The organism is Chitinophaga sp. NPDC101104, from assembly GCF_050277495.1.
Classification (GTDB): Bacteria; Bacteroidota; Bacteroidia; order Chitinophagales; family Chitinophagaceae; genus Chitinophaga.
The window spans coordinates 3,299,358-3,313,967 of sequence record NZ_JBNNSF010000001.1 but is presented as its reverse complement, the minus strand read 5'-3'; the positions used below and the strand labels follow the sequence as shown (position 1 = coordinate 3,313,967).

Genomic DNA, 14,610 nt, shown 5'->3' with positions numbered 1-14,610 from the left:
TAATTACTTAGTACACATTCTGTATGAGCTGGTTTAAGCGAATTAAACAGGGTATTTCCACCAGTACCAGTGAGAAGAAGGAGGCGCCGGACGGTTTATGGCACAAATGCCCGAAATGCAAGAAGACGACCACCATGAAGGATCTGAAAGCGAATCTTTACGTTTGCGATAAGTGTAACTATCACAACCGTATCAATTCGCCCGAATATTTCGAGATCATTTTCGACGATAATAATTTCGAAGAGCTCTTCACTAATATCTATCCGAAAGACTTCCTTGGCTTCAACGATCTGAAACCTTATGGCGACAGGTTGAAAGACGCCCAGAAGAAATCCGGTCTCTCCGACGCCATGCGCGCCGGTGTGGGTTTGGTGAACGGCAACGGGCTCGTAGTGGCCTGTATGGACTTCAACTTTATCGGCGGCTCCATGGGCTCCGTGGTGGGTGAAAAAATCGCCCGAAGCATCGATTATTGCATCCAGCACAAGCTTCCGTTGCTGATCATCAGCAAATCGGGCGGCGCCCGTATGATGGAAAGCGCGTTTTCGCTGATGCAGATGGCCAAAACCTCGGCCAAGCTGACCCAGCTGGCCGCTGCCCGTCTCCCCTACATTTCCTTGATGACAGACCCCACCACCGGCGGCGTTACCGCATCGTACGCCATGCTGGGAGACATCAATACCGCCGAGCCCGGCGCCCTCATCGGCTTCGCCGGCCCGCGCGTGATCAAGGAAACCATAAAGAAGGACCTCCCGGAAGGGTTCCAGAGTGCGGAATTCCTCCTGGACCACGGGTTCCTCGATTTCATCACCGATCGTAAAGAGCTGAAGAACAAGCTCGGAACATTGCTCCAGCTGTTCAAACACTAAAACGATATTCCCCCGGCCGGCTGCCCACGCAGCCGGCCCATTTGTAACCCTCGACATGGCAGAATTAAGAAACAGATCGGCTTATTTTGAATACGCGATAGAAGATAAATACATCGCCGGATTGGTATTGACCGGGACCGAGATCAAATCCATCCGCGGTGGAAAGGTGAGCTTTAACGACAGCTTCTGCTATTTCTCCAAAGGCGAATTATTCGTCAAAAGCCTGCACATCGCCGAATACAAATTCGGCACCTACGCCAACCACGATCCCCTTCGTGAACGTAAACTCCTGCTCCAGCGGAAAGAATTGAAGAAGATGGAAAAGAAAATCCAGGAGCGCGGATACACCATCATTCCCCTCCGGATGTTCATTACCGACAAAGGTCTCGCCAAAATGGAAATCGGCATCGGGAAAGGTAAAAAACTGCACGACAAGCGCGACAGCATCAAGGCCCGCGAGGTAGACCGTGAGCTCCGCCGCAATTTCAAAATCTGACCCCGCTATGTTAAAACCATCATAATTTTCCTTTTGTTATCCGATGGGAATGATTTGGCGTGCCGTTTGAATATATAAGTTCGTAAACACAGCTATATGTTGAAGTATCTCCGTTACCTATCCGTATGCCTGCCGGCTGTTATCCTCTTTGCCTGCAAATCCGGCGAAAAACTGTACAACCAGGGCCGCTATTCCGCTGCCGTCGAAGCTTTCGTGAAGAAGCTGCAACGCCGCCCGCAAGACGAAACCTCCCTCCGGCTCCTCCCCGCCGCCTACGAAGCGGCCAAAGATTTTTATGAAGGCCGCGCCAAACAAGCGCTCGCTTCTACCAATCCCCTGAAATGGGAAGACGTAAAGAACGAATACCGCTCCATGCAGGCGCTCTACAATGTTATCCGCAGCTCCCCCGCCGCCAACTCGGTCGTGAAGCCCAAAGATTACAGCGCCGCCATCGCCGCTTCGGGCGAAAATGCCGCTGAAGTTCGCTATGACAGGGGCATCCAGCTTCTCGAGGAACGGAACAAGGCCGCCGCCAGGCAAGCCTACGACGAGTTCGACGCCGCCCTCCGCCTCAGCCCCAATTTCCGCGACGCCGCCAGCCTGAAAGAACAGGCCTACCAACTCGGGCTCGTACATGTGGTAGTGAGCGAAATCGATGTCCGCTCGTCTTACTTCCAGTTTTCCGCAGACCAGTTCCGCGATGCGCTCGTGCGCAACCTGGAAGACCGCCGCATCAACACTTTCGTGCGGTTTTACGATGAAAGAAGGGTGCGTGGCGAAAAGGATTTCCATCCCGACCAATACATGGAAATGCGGTTTATGGACTTCATGGTCGGACAAACTTATGTAGACCGCTCCCAGCGCGAAGTTTCGAAAGTAATACAGGTGAAGGGCAACAAGCCCGACAGCACCGGCAAATATCCCATGGTAGACATCACCGTGAAGGCGACCATCTTCGTCACGAGGAAAACCGTGGAATCCAGCGGCTTGCTCGACTACCGGATCATCGACGTCAACAACGACCGCATCCTCCGGCAAGACCGCCTTCCCGGTTCATTCACCTGGCAGAACCAGTTCGGCACTTTCCGTGGCGACGAGCGCGCCCTCAGCGATGCCGACAAAGGCCTCATCCGCGGCCGCGACATTCCCCCGCCGCCCCCGCAAGACCTTTTCCTCGAGCTGACCCGTCCGATATACGACCGGCTGGCGCGGGACCTGCAAAGTTTCTACAGCCAGTATTAAAAATGTAACTTTTTGAGGCCGGTATTGTTATAAAAGGAGAAAAAGATAAGATATGAATAGAATACTGACTTTTTGCACCGCAATCGCCGCAACGGCTTTCATGGCGGGATGTTCGAACGCCAACAAAGCCACGGGCGGCGCCAATAACGAAGCCGACCTGTATAAAACCTGGCGGATGGTGGAAGTGGACGGCCTGCCCGTAGACACTGCCGGCCTCATGCGCCCCGCGGAACTCACGTTCCAACAGGCAGACAGCCGCGTGCATGGTTCGGCAGGTTGCAACATGATCACGGGAGGCTTTAAGCTGGAGGCGCCCAACAAGATATCTTTCACGCCAATGGCCGCCACGAAAATGATGTGCATGGGCAAAATGCAATATGAAGACAAATTCATCGGAGTTACCGACAAAATAAAAACCTGGACCGTTGTTGACGGGGTATTGACCCTGGGAGACACGGACGGCAAGACACTTGTCAGGCTAATGGCTAAGTAAATGCCTGACTGATTTGGACATCGGAAGGCCCGCGTTATGCGGGCCTTTTTTTATTGTTAATGGATGAAAAACCGGGACGATCAGGCCAGCACCGCCTGGTGATGCTGCCACAGTTTTGCATACACGGAATTGTTGGCGAGCAGCTCGGAATGCGTCCCCTCTTCCACCAACTTCCCCTCCTGCAGCACTACTATCTTATCCGCGCTTACGACCGTACTGAGCCTGTGCGCGATCACGACGATCGTTTTGCCCTGGTCTCTCAGTTGCTGCATGGCATCCTGCACATATTGGTCGGATACGGAGTCGAGGGACGAGGTGGCTTCGTCGAGGATGAGCACCTGCGGATCGCGGTAAAGCGCCCGGGCAATGGCGATCCGCTGCCTTTGTCCGCCGCTGAGATTGACGCCATGTTCACCGAGCGGCGTATTGAAGCCTTCTGGCAGTTTTTCGATGAACTGGAGAATGCCCAGCATTTTGCAGACGTGGAGCACACGCTGCACGTCCGGCTCAAACTCGCCAACGGCGATATTCTCCAGTACCGATCCTGCGAAAAGGTCGATCTGCTGCGGAACGGCAGACACCTGCCTGCGGAGGCTGTCGTTATCGATATACCGGATATCCAGCTGGCCGATGAGAATGCTTCCTTCCATCAACGGGTAAATATTCTGTAAAAGCGCCATCAGCGTCGATTTTCCGCTACCGCTCTCACCCACTACTGCCGTGATCCGGCCATGCGGGATATGCAAATCGAAATGTTTGAAAACCTCCACCCGCGTGCCATACCGGAAACTTACCTTTTGAAAATGGATGTCGCCGATCATGTCTGGCGTGAGCGCAACCTTGTTGGCGGTTTCCTCCTGCTCGAGGTCCATGATCTCGAAAAGGCGGTCGGCCGCGATCAGCGCATCCTGCATGCTGCGGTTAGCCCCGATGAGGCTCATCGCCGGACCAGTAAAGTACCCGATCAGTGCGTAGAAAGACAATAGTTCGCCCGGACTGAGCTGCCTGTCCATCACGAAATACGAGCCCGCCCACAGCAGGATCACCACAAACGCATTGGTCACGAAACTGCTGGCGTTGCCGAGATATAAATTGGTAACGGACGACGAAAAGATCGTTTTGAGCAACCGCACGAAGCGCGCTTCCGTTTTGATATTGGCGAATTCCTCCAGCCCGAAGCGTTTGATGGTGGCCACGGAATTCAGTGATTCCACCAGCTGGCTCCCCAGTTCCGCGTTGTCTTCCATCAGCTTGCGCTGCATTTTTTTGTTGACCTGGTTGCTGATCCAGTAAATGAGGCCGTAAACGGGAAGGATCGCCAGCACCAGGAGCGCCAGTTTCCAATAATAGGTAAACATGAGCGCGAAGGAGAAGAACACGATAAAAACGTTCACCACCAGCCCGATCGCCACATCGTTGATAAACACGCGGATTTTTACCGCATCGTTGATCCGGGACGTGATCTCGCCCACCCGCATCGTATCGAAAAACTGTTGCGGCAGGCGGAGCAGGTGCTTGTAGTAGCCGAGAATCAGCTGCGCATCTATCTGCTGGCCGGTTTTCAGGGCAAAAACGCTTTTGACGTGCCCGATGAACAATTGCAGCAGTAAAATGAGGATCATGATGATACCGAGGAGGTTCAGGAGATTGCGGTTCCCTTCCACCAATACGTTATCGACTATTTTCTGTACATAAATGGAAGTGGACAGCCCCAGTATCGTATAAATGATGGCCCCGAACAAAGCCTGCGCCACCACGGTGCGATGCGGCCGGAGCAGGAACCAGAACCGCGCCAGGTGCGAGGTGCGCTCGTTGCCGGCCCGGAAATCGTCGCCAGGCATGAGGATCACCAGCACGCCGGTCCACATTTGTTTGAAAGTATCATGCGGGATGTGATGGTATTGCCCGTCTGCCGGGTCCATCACCGTCACGTCCGTTTTGGTGACGCGATAGATCACCACATAATGATGCAGCACACCTTTCACGACCACATGCGCGATGGCGGGCTTGGGAATATTATACAATGCTTCGAACGGGCCTTTCACGCCCTTGGCCTGGAAGCCCAGGCGGGTGGCGGCTTCCACCATGCCGAGCACATTGGTGCCTTTGCTGTCGGTAGCGGCCAGCTGGCGGATGCGGGCAACGGGTATTTCGAGGTTGTAGAATGCCGCGACGGAGGCCAGGCAGGTGGCGCCGCAATCGCTGAGGTCCCGCTGGCGGACGCGGGCGCTTTTTTTGAGTCGGGTGTTGGTGGACATGGTGCTGTATTTTCCGGTCTGGACGGGCTTTTCCTGTCTGGTTGGGATATGTTTAGTGCTTCGCGATAACATTCGGGTTCATCCAGTCGTCCGTTTTATCGTACAGGAGCTGGAACAGGCTGCGGCGGGTAAGGAGGAACCTGGCCTGGAGGGTCATCCCCTTTTTCAGTTGGCCTTTCACGCCTTTGGCGGTAGCCACTTCCGTGGCGGCGAATTTGCAGCGCACTTTGAATACGGGCTGATTGTCGACCAGTGTGAAGTCGTTATCGACGCTCTGCACCGTTCCTTCCACCGAGCCCCATTCATTATAATTAAATGCATCCACCTGGAAACGGACGGGCATGCCGGCTTTGAGATAGCCGATGTCTTTGGGGCTCACGAGGCATTCGGCCACGAGGTTACTGTCTGGACTGATAATGCCGATCATTTCCCCGGTTTGCAGGTAACCGCCGGGATATTTACCGTTGAATTGCTGGATGGTGCCGCTGACGGGGGCTTTGATGAGGTTCCACTCCTTCTGTTTTTCCAGCTGCTCTGCGTCTGCCTGCAGCCGGTTGCTTTCCATGCGGAAACGGCTGAGCTCTTCCGCCCAGGCGCTTCGCTGCTGCTGGACGGCCGAACGGTAAAGGGTAACGGAGCGGTCGTATTCGTATTGTTTGTCGCGCAGCTCCTTTTCGGCCACCACTTTGTCCGCATACAGTTTTTTATACATCTCCAGATCGCGGCCGAGCTTGTCCATCGTAGCCTGTTGCTCGCTGATGGCTGCCGTGAACCGGCTGTATTGTTGCTGGTACAGGGCTGTCCGCGGAGCACCGCCGCCGGTGGAAAGGCGCGCCAGATCGGCGATATAGGCCTCGCGCTGTTGTAGTTCGAAGGAAGCCTGGGAGATTTTACTGTTGGAGATATCTTCCTGCAGCCGCAGGATGAGCTGTCCTTTTTCGACATGCGAACCTTCGCGGACCAGTACTTCGGCGATGGTGCCGGAAACGAGGCTGCGCAGTTCGTTCTTTTCCGCAACGGGCCGCACGATGCCGGCGGATTTCACGGAAACGTCCACATAAATAAACGGAAGTGCCAGCAGGCATACGAGCACTGCCAGCAAAACGGAAGTGTAGATCATCTGGGACCGCACATGCACGCGTGGTAACCACGACATGGCAGAATGCTCGATGACCGCGACGGGAAAAATCTGAGGCATGGTCAGGATTCAAGGTTCAAGTTGAATGCCCGACGGTTCAAATAGTTAATTGCTGTAAGACGAGACTAATTTACTATATTTTCCGGAATTATTCTCCCAGTTCGTAACCGGTATCTACGAGGAGGTTGCCGCCGTCTGCGGCAGCGGTGGCCAGCTGGTCGCAGCGGTTGTTTTCGGGGTTGGAAGCATGGCCCTTGACCCAGTTGAACCTGATCTTATGTTTGCGGTAAAGCGGGATGAAGCGTTCCCAGAGGTCACGGTTTTTCTTGTCTTTAAACCCGGTTTTGACCCAATTCCACAGCCATCCCTTTTCGACGGCGTTCACGAGGTACTGGCTGTCTGTATAGATCTGGATGGAAAGCCCGTCGCGGGTAAGCGCTTCCAGTGCCACGATCACCGCGAGGAGCTCCATGCGGTTGTTGGTGGTCATCCGGTAGCCGCCCGACATTTCGCGGCGGATGTTTCCCCAAATCAAAACGATGCCGTATCCTCCCCTTCCGGGATTTCCCCTTGCCGCGCCGTCGGTATATATGATCAAATGCTGATTCGTCAAAGCCTGGATTTTAAGGGAGCAAAAATAACGGAATTATACATCAGTCGATGGCAGAATTCCATCACTCACGCGCCCCGCCCCCGCTACACCTGGATAACCCCGGTCCTGAAAGCCTCTTCCACCGGTGCGAGATCCGTAGCTTCGAGGCACCTGGCGATGGTTTCACGCGTTTTCCGGGGATCGATGATCTCGTCTACCCACAGGCGCGCCGCGGCGTAATAGGGCGTGGTCTGGCTGTTATACCGGTCGGTAATTTCCTTCAGTAGCTTCGCTTCGGCTTCAGGCGTGATTTCCTCCCCTTTCGCTTTCAGCGAGGCCACCTGGATCTGGAGCAGCGTTTTCGCGGCCTGTTCCCCGCCCATCACGGCGATTTTGGCGTTGGGCCAGGCGAAGATGAAACGGGGGTCGTAGGCTTTGCCGCACATGGCGTAATTGCCCGCGCCGTAAGAATTCCCGATGATCACGGTAATTTTGGGGACCACGCTGTTGCTTACGGCGTTCACGAGCTTGGCGCCGTCTTTGATGATGCCGGCATGTTCCGATCTGCTGCCCACCATGAAGCCCGTCACGTCCTGCAGGAAAACGAGGGGGATTTTTTTCTGATTGCAGTTCATGATGAAGCGGGCGGCCTTGTCGGCCGAGTCGTTGTAAATCACACCGCCCATCTGCATTTCACCTTTCTTCGTTTTTACCATTTTCCGCTGGTTGGCCACGATGCCCACGGCCCAGCCTTCGATTCGGGCATATCCGCAGAGGATGGTTTTACCGTAATCTTCCTTGTATTCTTCGAACACCGATCCGTCCACGATCCGGTGGATCACTTCGCGGACGTCGTATGATTTGGAACTGTCGGCGGGAATAAGGCCATATATTTCATCGTCGCTTTTCTCCGGCGCCACGGGCGCGATGCGGTCGAACCCTGCGGAGGCGGGCTTGCCGATGCGCGACACGATGTGGCGGATGCGCTCGATGCATTCTTCGTCGGATTGGAATTTATAATCCGCGATGCCTGAAATTTCGGTATGGGTAACGGCGCCGCCGAGGGTTTCTGCGTCCACATCTTCGCCGATGGCGGCTTTCACGAGGTATGGACCGGCCAGGAAAATGGAGCCGTTGCCTTCGACCATGAGCACTTCATCGCTCATAATGGGCAGGTAAGCCCCTCCGGCCACGCAACTCCCCATTACCGCCGCGATCTGCGTGATGCCCATGGCGCTCATTTTCGCGTTGTTGCGGAAAATGCGGCCGAAATGTTCCTTGTCGGGGAAGATCTCGTCCTGCATAGGGAGATATACGCCCGCGGAGTCTACCAGGTAGATGACGGGCAATCTATTTTCCATAGCGATTTCCTGCATCCGCAGGTTCTTTTTGCCGGTGAGCGGGAACCAGGCCCCGGCTTTCACGGTCATATCGTTGGCCACGATCATGCAGAGGCGGCCGCTCACGTAGCCAAGTCCGGACACGGTGCCTCCGGCCGGGCATCCGCCGTGTTCGGCGTACATTTCGAAGGCGGTGAAGGCGCCGAGCTCGGTGAAGGTGCTGTTGGGATCGATCAATTTGGCGATCCGCTCGCGGGGCGTGAGCTTGCCGCGCTGGCGGACTTTCTCCAGTGCCTTTTTCCCTCCGCCCTGTTCGATGACCGCCAGCCTTTGTTTCATGGTGCTGACCAGCAATTTCAAATGATCTTCGTTCCGGTTGAATTCCATCTGCTGAATATCCATAATGTGGCTTTGTTTAGAGATTCAATTTAAGGGAATTTGGGGGAATGGGCGCCGGGTGGTGGCCGTAATCCTTTTTTTCTCCGGGTTTTCCGCTTTTCGGCTTTGGTCCTTCTCCTGGGGGGCTTCCGCTTGCGTGAGCTCAGCTGGTTCAATACTAATATTCCTAAAAAAAAGAGGGTGCCTCCCAACCCCATCCAGAATTTCCTTCCATGCCTGTTATCTTCCCGCAACACAAAATCATAACCGGGGAGCGCGCAAACGTTGACCGTGTCGCCAACAGCATATTTGCCGCTTTTAAATTCACTCCGCATGATCGGAAGTGAATATTCTTTTGAATTATAGGCGACGTCGATAGTTGAGCGGCGGGAATAGTCTTTGGGGACAGGTGTTACTACCGCCTTTTCCAGCGTACCGTTCCAGCCGATATATAATTCCTGAAAGCTGTCATATGTATACCAAATCATCAATATAAGGAATAGAAAGACCGTCAATTCGCCTGCCATACTGCCTTTCGAATGCATTTTCTCCATCTTCTCAACAAATAAAACTTACAAATTCTTTCGCCGCATTTTTCGCCGTTGGCGAGGCGAAATCCGTTTGGCGGGTTGAAGGCCCTGGGCCTTTTCTGTAGCGGCTTCCCGCCATTTCCAATAGTAATGTGCGGATACAAAAGTAACAACGGTAATAAAAACACCAAGCATGGCATACATGAAGACGTCGGGACGTTCATGGAGCCGCAGCACGACATCATAATCGGGATTATATTTAACTTCGACGGCATCTCCGGGCTGGAAAACGCGGTTTACACATTCTTCCCGGCTGATTTTCATGGAGAATGCCCGGCCATCCAGCTCGATATCTGCCCTGTTGTTGCGGTTGGAACAATTCCGGTTTACGGTAACGACCTTTGCCTGTCTTACCGTCCCGAACCAATAAACGTTCACCTCTTTCCAGATATATCTGACTATCAGGAAAAGGAAAAATACACAGACGACATATAACCATCTACCGGATCTCATTGATCGAATATTTATCAAAATTCCTTATGGCAGCGGAAACTTCCCGGTTTTACCGCGTTTCGAGCGGCGACGGGTACGATCGCGCTGCGCAGCTTTTTCGTTATCTTCTTCGTTCTTACTTTTACTCTTTCCGCTTTTTCCAATGAAGTTAACAGCCAAAACGAAAACCATCGTGCCTATCACAATATATACACCGTGCCGCGGATCCTGGTCTGGATACAGGATCTCACTGTGGTCGGGATGCCAGCGAACGGGCACTGCCTGGCCGATCCGGTATTTTCCTTCCCTGCATTCTTTCGCGGAAATATGGATGCTGTGTACTTTAGCGTGGATCAGCAGGTCCATGTTCGAATGTTTATTGCATCTTCTGGAAACACGTGATACAGTACCGTATACCACCGTTCCGTTCCGGTACACGTAAAACGCTTCTCCGAACATCCAGAAATAAACGATCCAAACAAGAAAGAATATTCCGAAAATAACGTATTCAAATAAAGTCAATTTCATGGTTGCAGGCGATAGTCGTTGGGAACGAGGATGATATGTAAAGTAGTGTTAAATTTGGACAGTCCATGGAAGGACTGGAACATTAATTGTACGATTACCCTAAAATCTAACCATATGTCTTTACCCGTAGTGCTGTCCGAAGCCTTGCAACACATTTACCAGGGCCAGCCCTGGCTCGACGTCACCTTCATGGAGCACCTCCGCGAGCTCGACGCCGCGCAGGCCTCCCGCCGCTTCGACACTTCGCATAATATCTGGGAACTGGTCAACCACATTATTTTCTGGCACCAGAACGTAGACCGCAAACTGAAAGGTGAAAAACCGGAGCAGGAAGGCGACCTTCCGGACTTCTATTTCCCCGAAAACCACGGCGAAAACAACTGGCAGGCTACGCTGCAGCGGCTCGACCATTCCATCACGAATATGGCCGAAACCATCCGCAATTTCCCGGAAGAAAAACTCTACTCCAACGTGGCCAATACCCAGCACAACGCCTATTATTATATCCAGGGCGTGCTGCAACACGCGGCCTATCACCTCGGCCAGATCGTCCTGATCCGGAAGTACGCTGAAAACGAATAAAAAACGCCGCTGAAAAGCGGCGTTTCTCCTAGGAAATGGTTAAAAGTACCGTTACCGGTATCGTACACGAAAATATATATTTATTTTAAAATACATAGGATTATTTCACGCGCTGGAAATTGGTTATATTCGGGTATAATACTATGCCATGGAACTCCAAAACCCCGCCCGTGAACGGGTCTATTCCATCGACGTACTGCGCGGCATCGTGATGATCGTGATGGCGCTGGACCATGTCCGCGACTTCTTCCACACAGGCGCATTATCGTCTGACCCCCTGAATCCCGAAACCACGCATACCGCATTGTACCTCACCCGCTGGGTGACGCATTTCTGCGCGCCGATCTTCGTGTTCCTTTCCGGCATGTCCGTTTACCTCATGAACGGCAGAAAAACCAAAAGCGAGATCAGCAAATTCCTGTTAACGAGGGGCTTGTGGCTGATTTTCGTGGAGCTGGCGATCGTTTCCCTTGGATTGTCGTTCAACCCGCTGTACAATATTTTCTTTTTGCAGGTGATCTGGGCCATCGGCATCAGTTTCGTCATACTTTCCGGGTTCGTGTACCTGCCCTGGGGCGCCATTCTCGCCATCGGTGCGGTCATCACCCTATCCCACAATATCCTGGACTTTTACGAAGCGCAGCCAGGCTTCCAGCCTTCGCCGTTGTGGTCGTTGCTGCACCGGCCGGGCGCAGCGTTGCCGCTGTTCCCGGGGCATATCGCTTTGGTGTTGTACCCTTTCCTCCCATGGGTGGGCGTCATGTTCTTGGGATATGGCTGCGGACGGGTGTTCGCTTCCGGCGTTTCCCCGGCGATGCGGCGCTCCGTGCTGCTGACGGCGGGCCTGGGGATGGTGGGGCTGTTCTTCTTCCTGCGGGCGCTGAACGTGTATGGTGATCCTTTGCGCTGGGACGCCTGGCCTCAATTATCGCAAACGATTTTCTCCTTCTTCAACGTGCAGAAATACCCGCCGTCACTGTTGTATACCTGTATCACCATCGGACCGGGGCTCCTGGCGCTGGCGGCGCTGGAGCACGCGCGCAACCGGTTTACCGCCGTTTGCAAAGTGTACGGCAGTGTGCCTTTCTTCTATTACGTGTTGCATTTCTACCTGATCCACGGGTTGACGGTAGTGGCGTTTTTCATCAGCGGATACGGTGCAGACCAGATCGCAGACCCGAATTCGCCGTTCCTCTTCCGCCCGATCGCTTTCGGATATCCGTTACCGGTAGTCTACGCTATCTGGATCTTCGTCGTGGCCGTTCTGTACCGGCCCTGCAAGCGGTTCGCAGAATACAAGCGCAGCCATCGCAAATGGTGGCTGAGCTATGTGTAAGGATCAGAGATCGCATTCATAGCGCTCCTCGAACAGATCGTGGCCCCACAGCTTTTCGGGGACGGAATCCTTTTTTTCGAAGCCCCACTTTTTGTACAGTGCTGCCGCCGTGGTTTGCTGGTTAGTGGTGAGCAGGTAAACTTTCCTGAACCGCTGCTCCCGGCAGAAGTCCATGGCCCGCTGCATGAGGGCTTTCCCCAAACCGATGCCCCTGAATTCCGGCCGGATGAGAAACCACCGCAACTGCGCCTCCTTCCCTTCCCGGTGCTGGATCGCCACCACGCCCGCCATCCTGCCCATGGATGATGCCACGAAGATACGGTCGCGGCGGGGATCGAACGCCCGTACGTAATCGTGCAGCGTTTCCAGGACGTATTGCTCGAAACGGACGTCGTACCCGTATTCTTTCCAGTATAATTGGCCGTGAAGGGAAATGATGTCCCCCAGGTCACCGGGCATCAGCTCCGTGCGGATCTCCACCTGTTCCAGGGTGATTTCACTGCCCGGCGCGCCCAGCAAGCGGCGCAGGTCGCGCATGGACGCGGCGATGGTTTGCTGATCGGCTGGTGGAAGATGGGCCAGCATCTGGCGGATCTGGTCGTCGGACAAGGTGCCCATTTTCGCCATGAGGCGCCGGCCGCGGTCGGACAGTGTGAGGTAGCTGGAGCGGCCGTCTTCCGGCAGGGGATGTTTCCACACCAGGCCGGCTTTTTCCAGTTTGCGGAGGATGCGGCTGAGATAGCCGGCATCGATCAGCAGCGCTTCGCGGATGCCGGTGGCGGTGGTTTGGCGGTTGAAGTTGATTTCATACAACACCCGGATTTCCGTGAGGGAATATTCGCTGTCGAAGATATGCTGCTGCAAAAGCCCGAGCTGGGCAGTGTAAAAACGGTTGAATTGCCGGATGTCTGATATGATTTCGAGGTCTGACATCGATTGTAAATTTACGGCAAGATATTAATTTCGTTGCTTTTGTCAAACATATTGGTTGACTTAATCAAATTTCTCATTGAATGTTCGCGTATTTCTACGGGAAGATTCGCGTATTTGTTACCTGCGGCTTGCGGGGAGGAAGGGTTTACTTTGTGGAGCACTCAACTATTATACGTGACCCGTAATCATTAGTAGCATTATTTGAGATGGATTGGCGAGGCCTGGTTCTCCGGGCCTTTTTTCATGCTCATGGCGCTTGCTGCCGCCGCTGGAACTCCCTGGGCGAGCAACCCTCGACCGCCCGGAAGGCGCGCTGGAAAGTTGGCTGGGAATTAAACCCGCATTCATAGGCGATGCCGGTCAACGTGAGATGCCGGCTCGAGGGGTCCATCATCCGGTCTTTGACCGCTTCCACCCGCCAACCGTTCAGGTATTCATTAAACCCTTTCCCGATACGCCGGTTCAGCACGGCCGACAATGTTTTCACCGGCACCCCGATCCGGGCGGCCAGCGTGGCGGCGGTCATTTCAGGGTCGAGGTACAGTTGGCCGGACGCCATGGCCTCGTGCAGCGCTTCGGCGCAGCGGGCCACTTCATCATCCCCCAACTGGTCGAAATAGGAACGCGCCTGTTGCTGCTGTGCGGCATAAATGACACGGGTCCTGTGATATCCGGCGAAGCCCATCCAGTAAACGAATACCACGAGCAGCACCTCGATCGCCGTATATTTCTGCAAACCCGTGGCCGGCCATATCATGGGCGCCACCACCGTTGCCACCCAGAGGAAAAGAAATACCCCCATCACGCCGGCCAGCGTTTTCAACCAGCGCCCTTCCTCGTCCATCAACCCATTCCGCATGCGCAGCCACGCCCGCACCGACAATAAGTAATATGCCGCAAACCACAATACGGACAACGGTTCCGCGATGCGATCGAACGCCGTGTTCAGCCCTACGATCCATTTCGGGTACTGCCAGCCGATAACGTACAATCCCCAACACACCAGGAACCCCGCCCTGATGGCAAGGGCCGTCCATACCACAATGAAATGGCGGCCGGCAAACGGCGGCCTTCCCTCCTTTCCGAACGACCGCACATACAAATACAAGCACGGCCCTACCGCGAAAATCAGTACGAAAGCAAGTACATCGAAGACAAGAATATCCGGGTACAGGCCAGACGACCAATGCAGCGTCTCGAACCCGTTATAGCTGAAGATGAACATGAAAAAGGCCAGCATCCGGTTCTGGAAGCGGTTTTCCGTCCGGGCCAGGAGGAGGGATATCCCGAAAAAAAGGGCCTGCAGCGCACCGAGCAGGACGACTAACGAAAAGAGATCGATTTTCATGGCGGGTAACACGGCTTTAAAGATAATCCGTTTCCCGACATCCGCAGTGGGCAAC

The 14,610-nt window shown here is 54.2% G+C and carries 15 protein-coding genes; 7 read left to right on the top strand and 8 right to left on the bottom strand.

The features are described from left to right. Positions 1–23 precede the first annotated feature (23 nt). From accD to ACQKLP_RS13285, 4 genes are all read left to right on the top strand, one after another. The gene (gene accD, locus ACQKLP_RS13300) at positions 24–869 is read left to right on the top strand and encodes an acetyl-CoA carboxylase, carboxyltransferase subunit beta (RefSeq protein ID WP_427323236.1); all 846 of its coding nucleotides are present in this window, start codon (positions 24–26) and stop codon (positions 867–869) included. Positions 870–924: 55 nt separating this feature from the next. Beyond that, the gene (gene smpB / locus ACQKLP_RS13295; protein ID WP_341839496.1) at positions 925–1,365 is read left to right on the top strand and encodes an SsrA-binding protein SmpB; all 441 of its coding nucleotides are present in this window, start codon (positions 925–927) and stop codon (positions 1,363–1,365) included. A gap of 96 nt (positions 1,366–1,461) precedes the next feature. Next, complete coding sequence (locus ACQKLP_RS13290; RefSeq protein ID WP_427323235.1) at positions 1,462–2,607, top strand: tetratricopeptide repeat protein; 1,146 nt, start codon at positions 1,462–1,464, stop codon at positions 2,605–2,607. A gap of 52 nt (positions 2,608–2,659) precedes the next feature. Beyond that, positions 2,660–3,100, top strand: a complete 441-nt coding sequence (locus ACQKLP_RS13285) for an META domain-containing protein (protein WP_427323234.1) — start codon at positions 2,660–2,662, stop codon at positions 3,098–3,100. A gap of 80 nt (positions 3,101–3,180) precedes the next feature. Here ACQKLP_RS13285 and ACQKLP_RS13280 read toward each other — a convergent pair whose 3' ends face one another. From ACQKLP_RS13280 to ACQKLP_RS13260, 5 genes are all read right to left on the bottom strand, one after another. Then, positions 3,181–5,358, bottom strand: a complete 2,178-nt coding sequence (locus ACQKLP_RS13280) for a peptidase domain-containing ABC transporter (RefSeq protein ID WP_427323233.1) — start codon at positions 5,356–5,358, stop codon at positions 3,181–3,183. Positions 5,359–5,410: 52 nt separating this feature from the next. Further along, entirely contained in the window at positions 5,411–6,556 is a 1,146-nt protein-coding gene (locus ACQKLP_RS13275) for an HlyD family secretion protein (RefSeq protein WP_427323232.1), read from the bottom strand. A gap of 88 nt (positions 6,557–6,644) precedes the next feature. After that, on the bottom strand, positions 6,645–7,109 hold the full coding sequence (gene rnhA / locus ACQKLP_RS13270) for a ribonuclease HI (protein WP_427323231.1): 465 nt from the start codon (positions 7,107–7,109) through the stop codon (positions 6,645–6,647). Between the two features lie 83 nt (positions 7,110–7,192). Further along, the gene (locus ACQKLP_RS13265) at positions 7,193–8,830 is read right to left on the bottom strand and encodes an acyl-CoA carboxylase subunit beta (protein WP_427323230.1); all 1,638 of its coding nucleotides are present in this window, start codon (positions 8,828–8,830) and stop codon (positions 7,193–7,195) included. A gap of 26 nt (positions 8,831–8,856) precedes the next feature. After that, entirely contained in the window at positions 8,857–9,360 is a 504-nt protein-coding gene (locus ACQKLP_RS13260; RefSeq protein ID WP_427323229.1) for a hypothetical protein, read from the bottom strand. A 75-nt stretch (positions 9,361–9,435) separates the two neighbouring features. Between ACQKLP_RS13260 and ACQKLP_RS13255 the strand changes: the two genes are divergently transcribed. Beyond that, positions 9,436–9,831 carry a hypothetical protein gene (locus tag ACQKLP_RS13255; RefSeq protein ID WP_427323228.1) on the top strand — a complete coding sequence of 132 codons (396 nt, stop codon included), beginning with the start codon at positions 9,436–9,438 and terminating at the stop codon, positions 9,829–9,831. Between the two features lie 42 nt (positions 9,832–9,873). Here ACQKLP_RS13255 and ACQKLP_RS13250 read toward each other — a convergent pair whose 3' ends face one another. Then, positions 9,874–10,194 (bottom strand): hypothetical protein, encoded by a 321-nt coding sequence (locus ACQKLP_RS13250; protein ID WP_427323227.1) that lies wholly within the window; start codon positions 10,192–10,194, stop codon positions 9,874–9,876. A gap of 276 nt (positions 10,195–10,470) precedes the next feature. Here ACQKLP_RS13250 and ACQKLP_RS13245 point away from each other — a divergent pair, with 276 nt between their 5' ends. Further along, positions 10,471–10,938: a DinB family protein gene (locus tag ACQKLP_RS13245; RefSeq protein ID WP_427323226.1), complete on the top strand. Its 468-nt coding sequence runs from the start codon at positions 10,471–10,473 to the stop codon at positions 10,936–10,938. Between the two features lie 148 nt (positions 10,939–11,086). Then, positions 11,087–12,274 (top strand): DUF1624 domain-containing protein, encoded by a 1,188-nt coding sequence (locus ACQKLP_RS13240; protein ID WP_427323225.1) that lies wholly within the window; start codon positions 11,087–11,089, stop codon positions 12,272–12,274. Positions 12,275–12,277: 3 nt separating this feature from the next. Here the strand turns inward: ACQKLP_RS13240 and ACQKLP_RS13235 are convergent, their stop codons facing one another. Both ACQKLP_RS13235 and ACQKLP_RS13230 read right to left on the bottom strand, forming a co-directional pair. After that, positions 12,278–13,207 (bottom strand): bifunctional helix-turn-helix transcriptional regulator/GNAT family N-acetyltransferase, encoded by a 930-nt coding sequence (locus ACQKLP_RS13235; RefSeq protein ID WP_427323224.1) that lies wholly within the window; start codon positions 13,205–13,207, stop codon positions 12,278–12,280. 247 nt (positions 13,208–13,454) lie between these two features. Then, positions 13,455–14,555: a helix-turn-helix domain-containing protein gene (locus ACQKLP_RS13230; RefSeq protein WP_427323223.1), complete on the bottom strand. Its 1,101-nt coding sequence runs from the start codon at positions 14,553–14,555 to the stop codon at positions 13,455–13,457. Between the last annotated feature and the right edge of the window lie 55 nt (positions 14,556–14,610).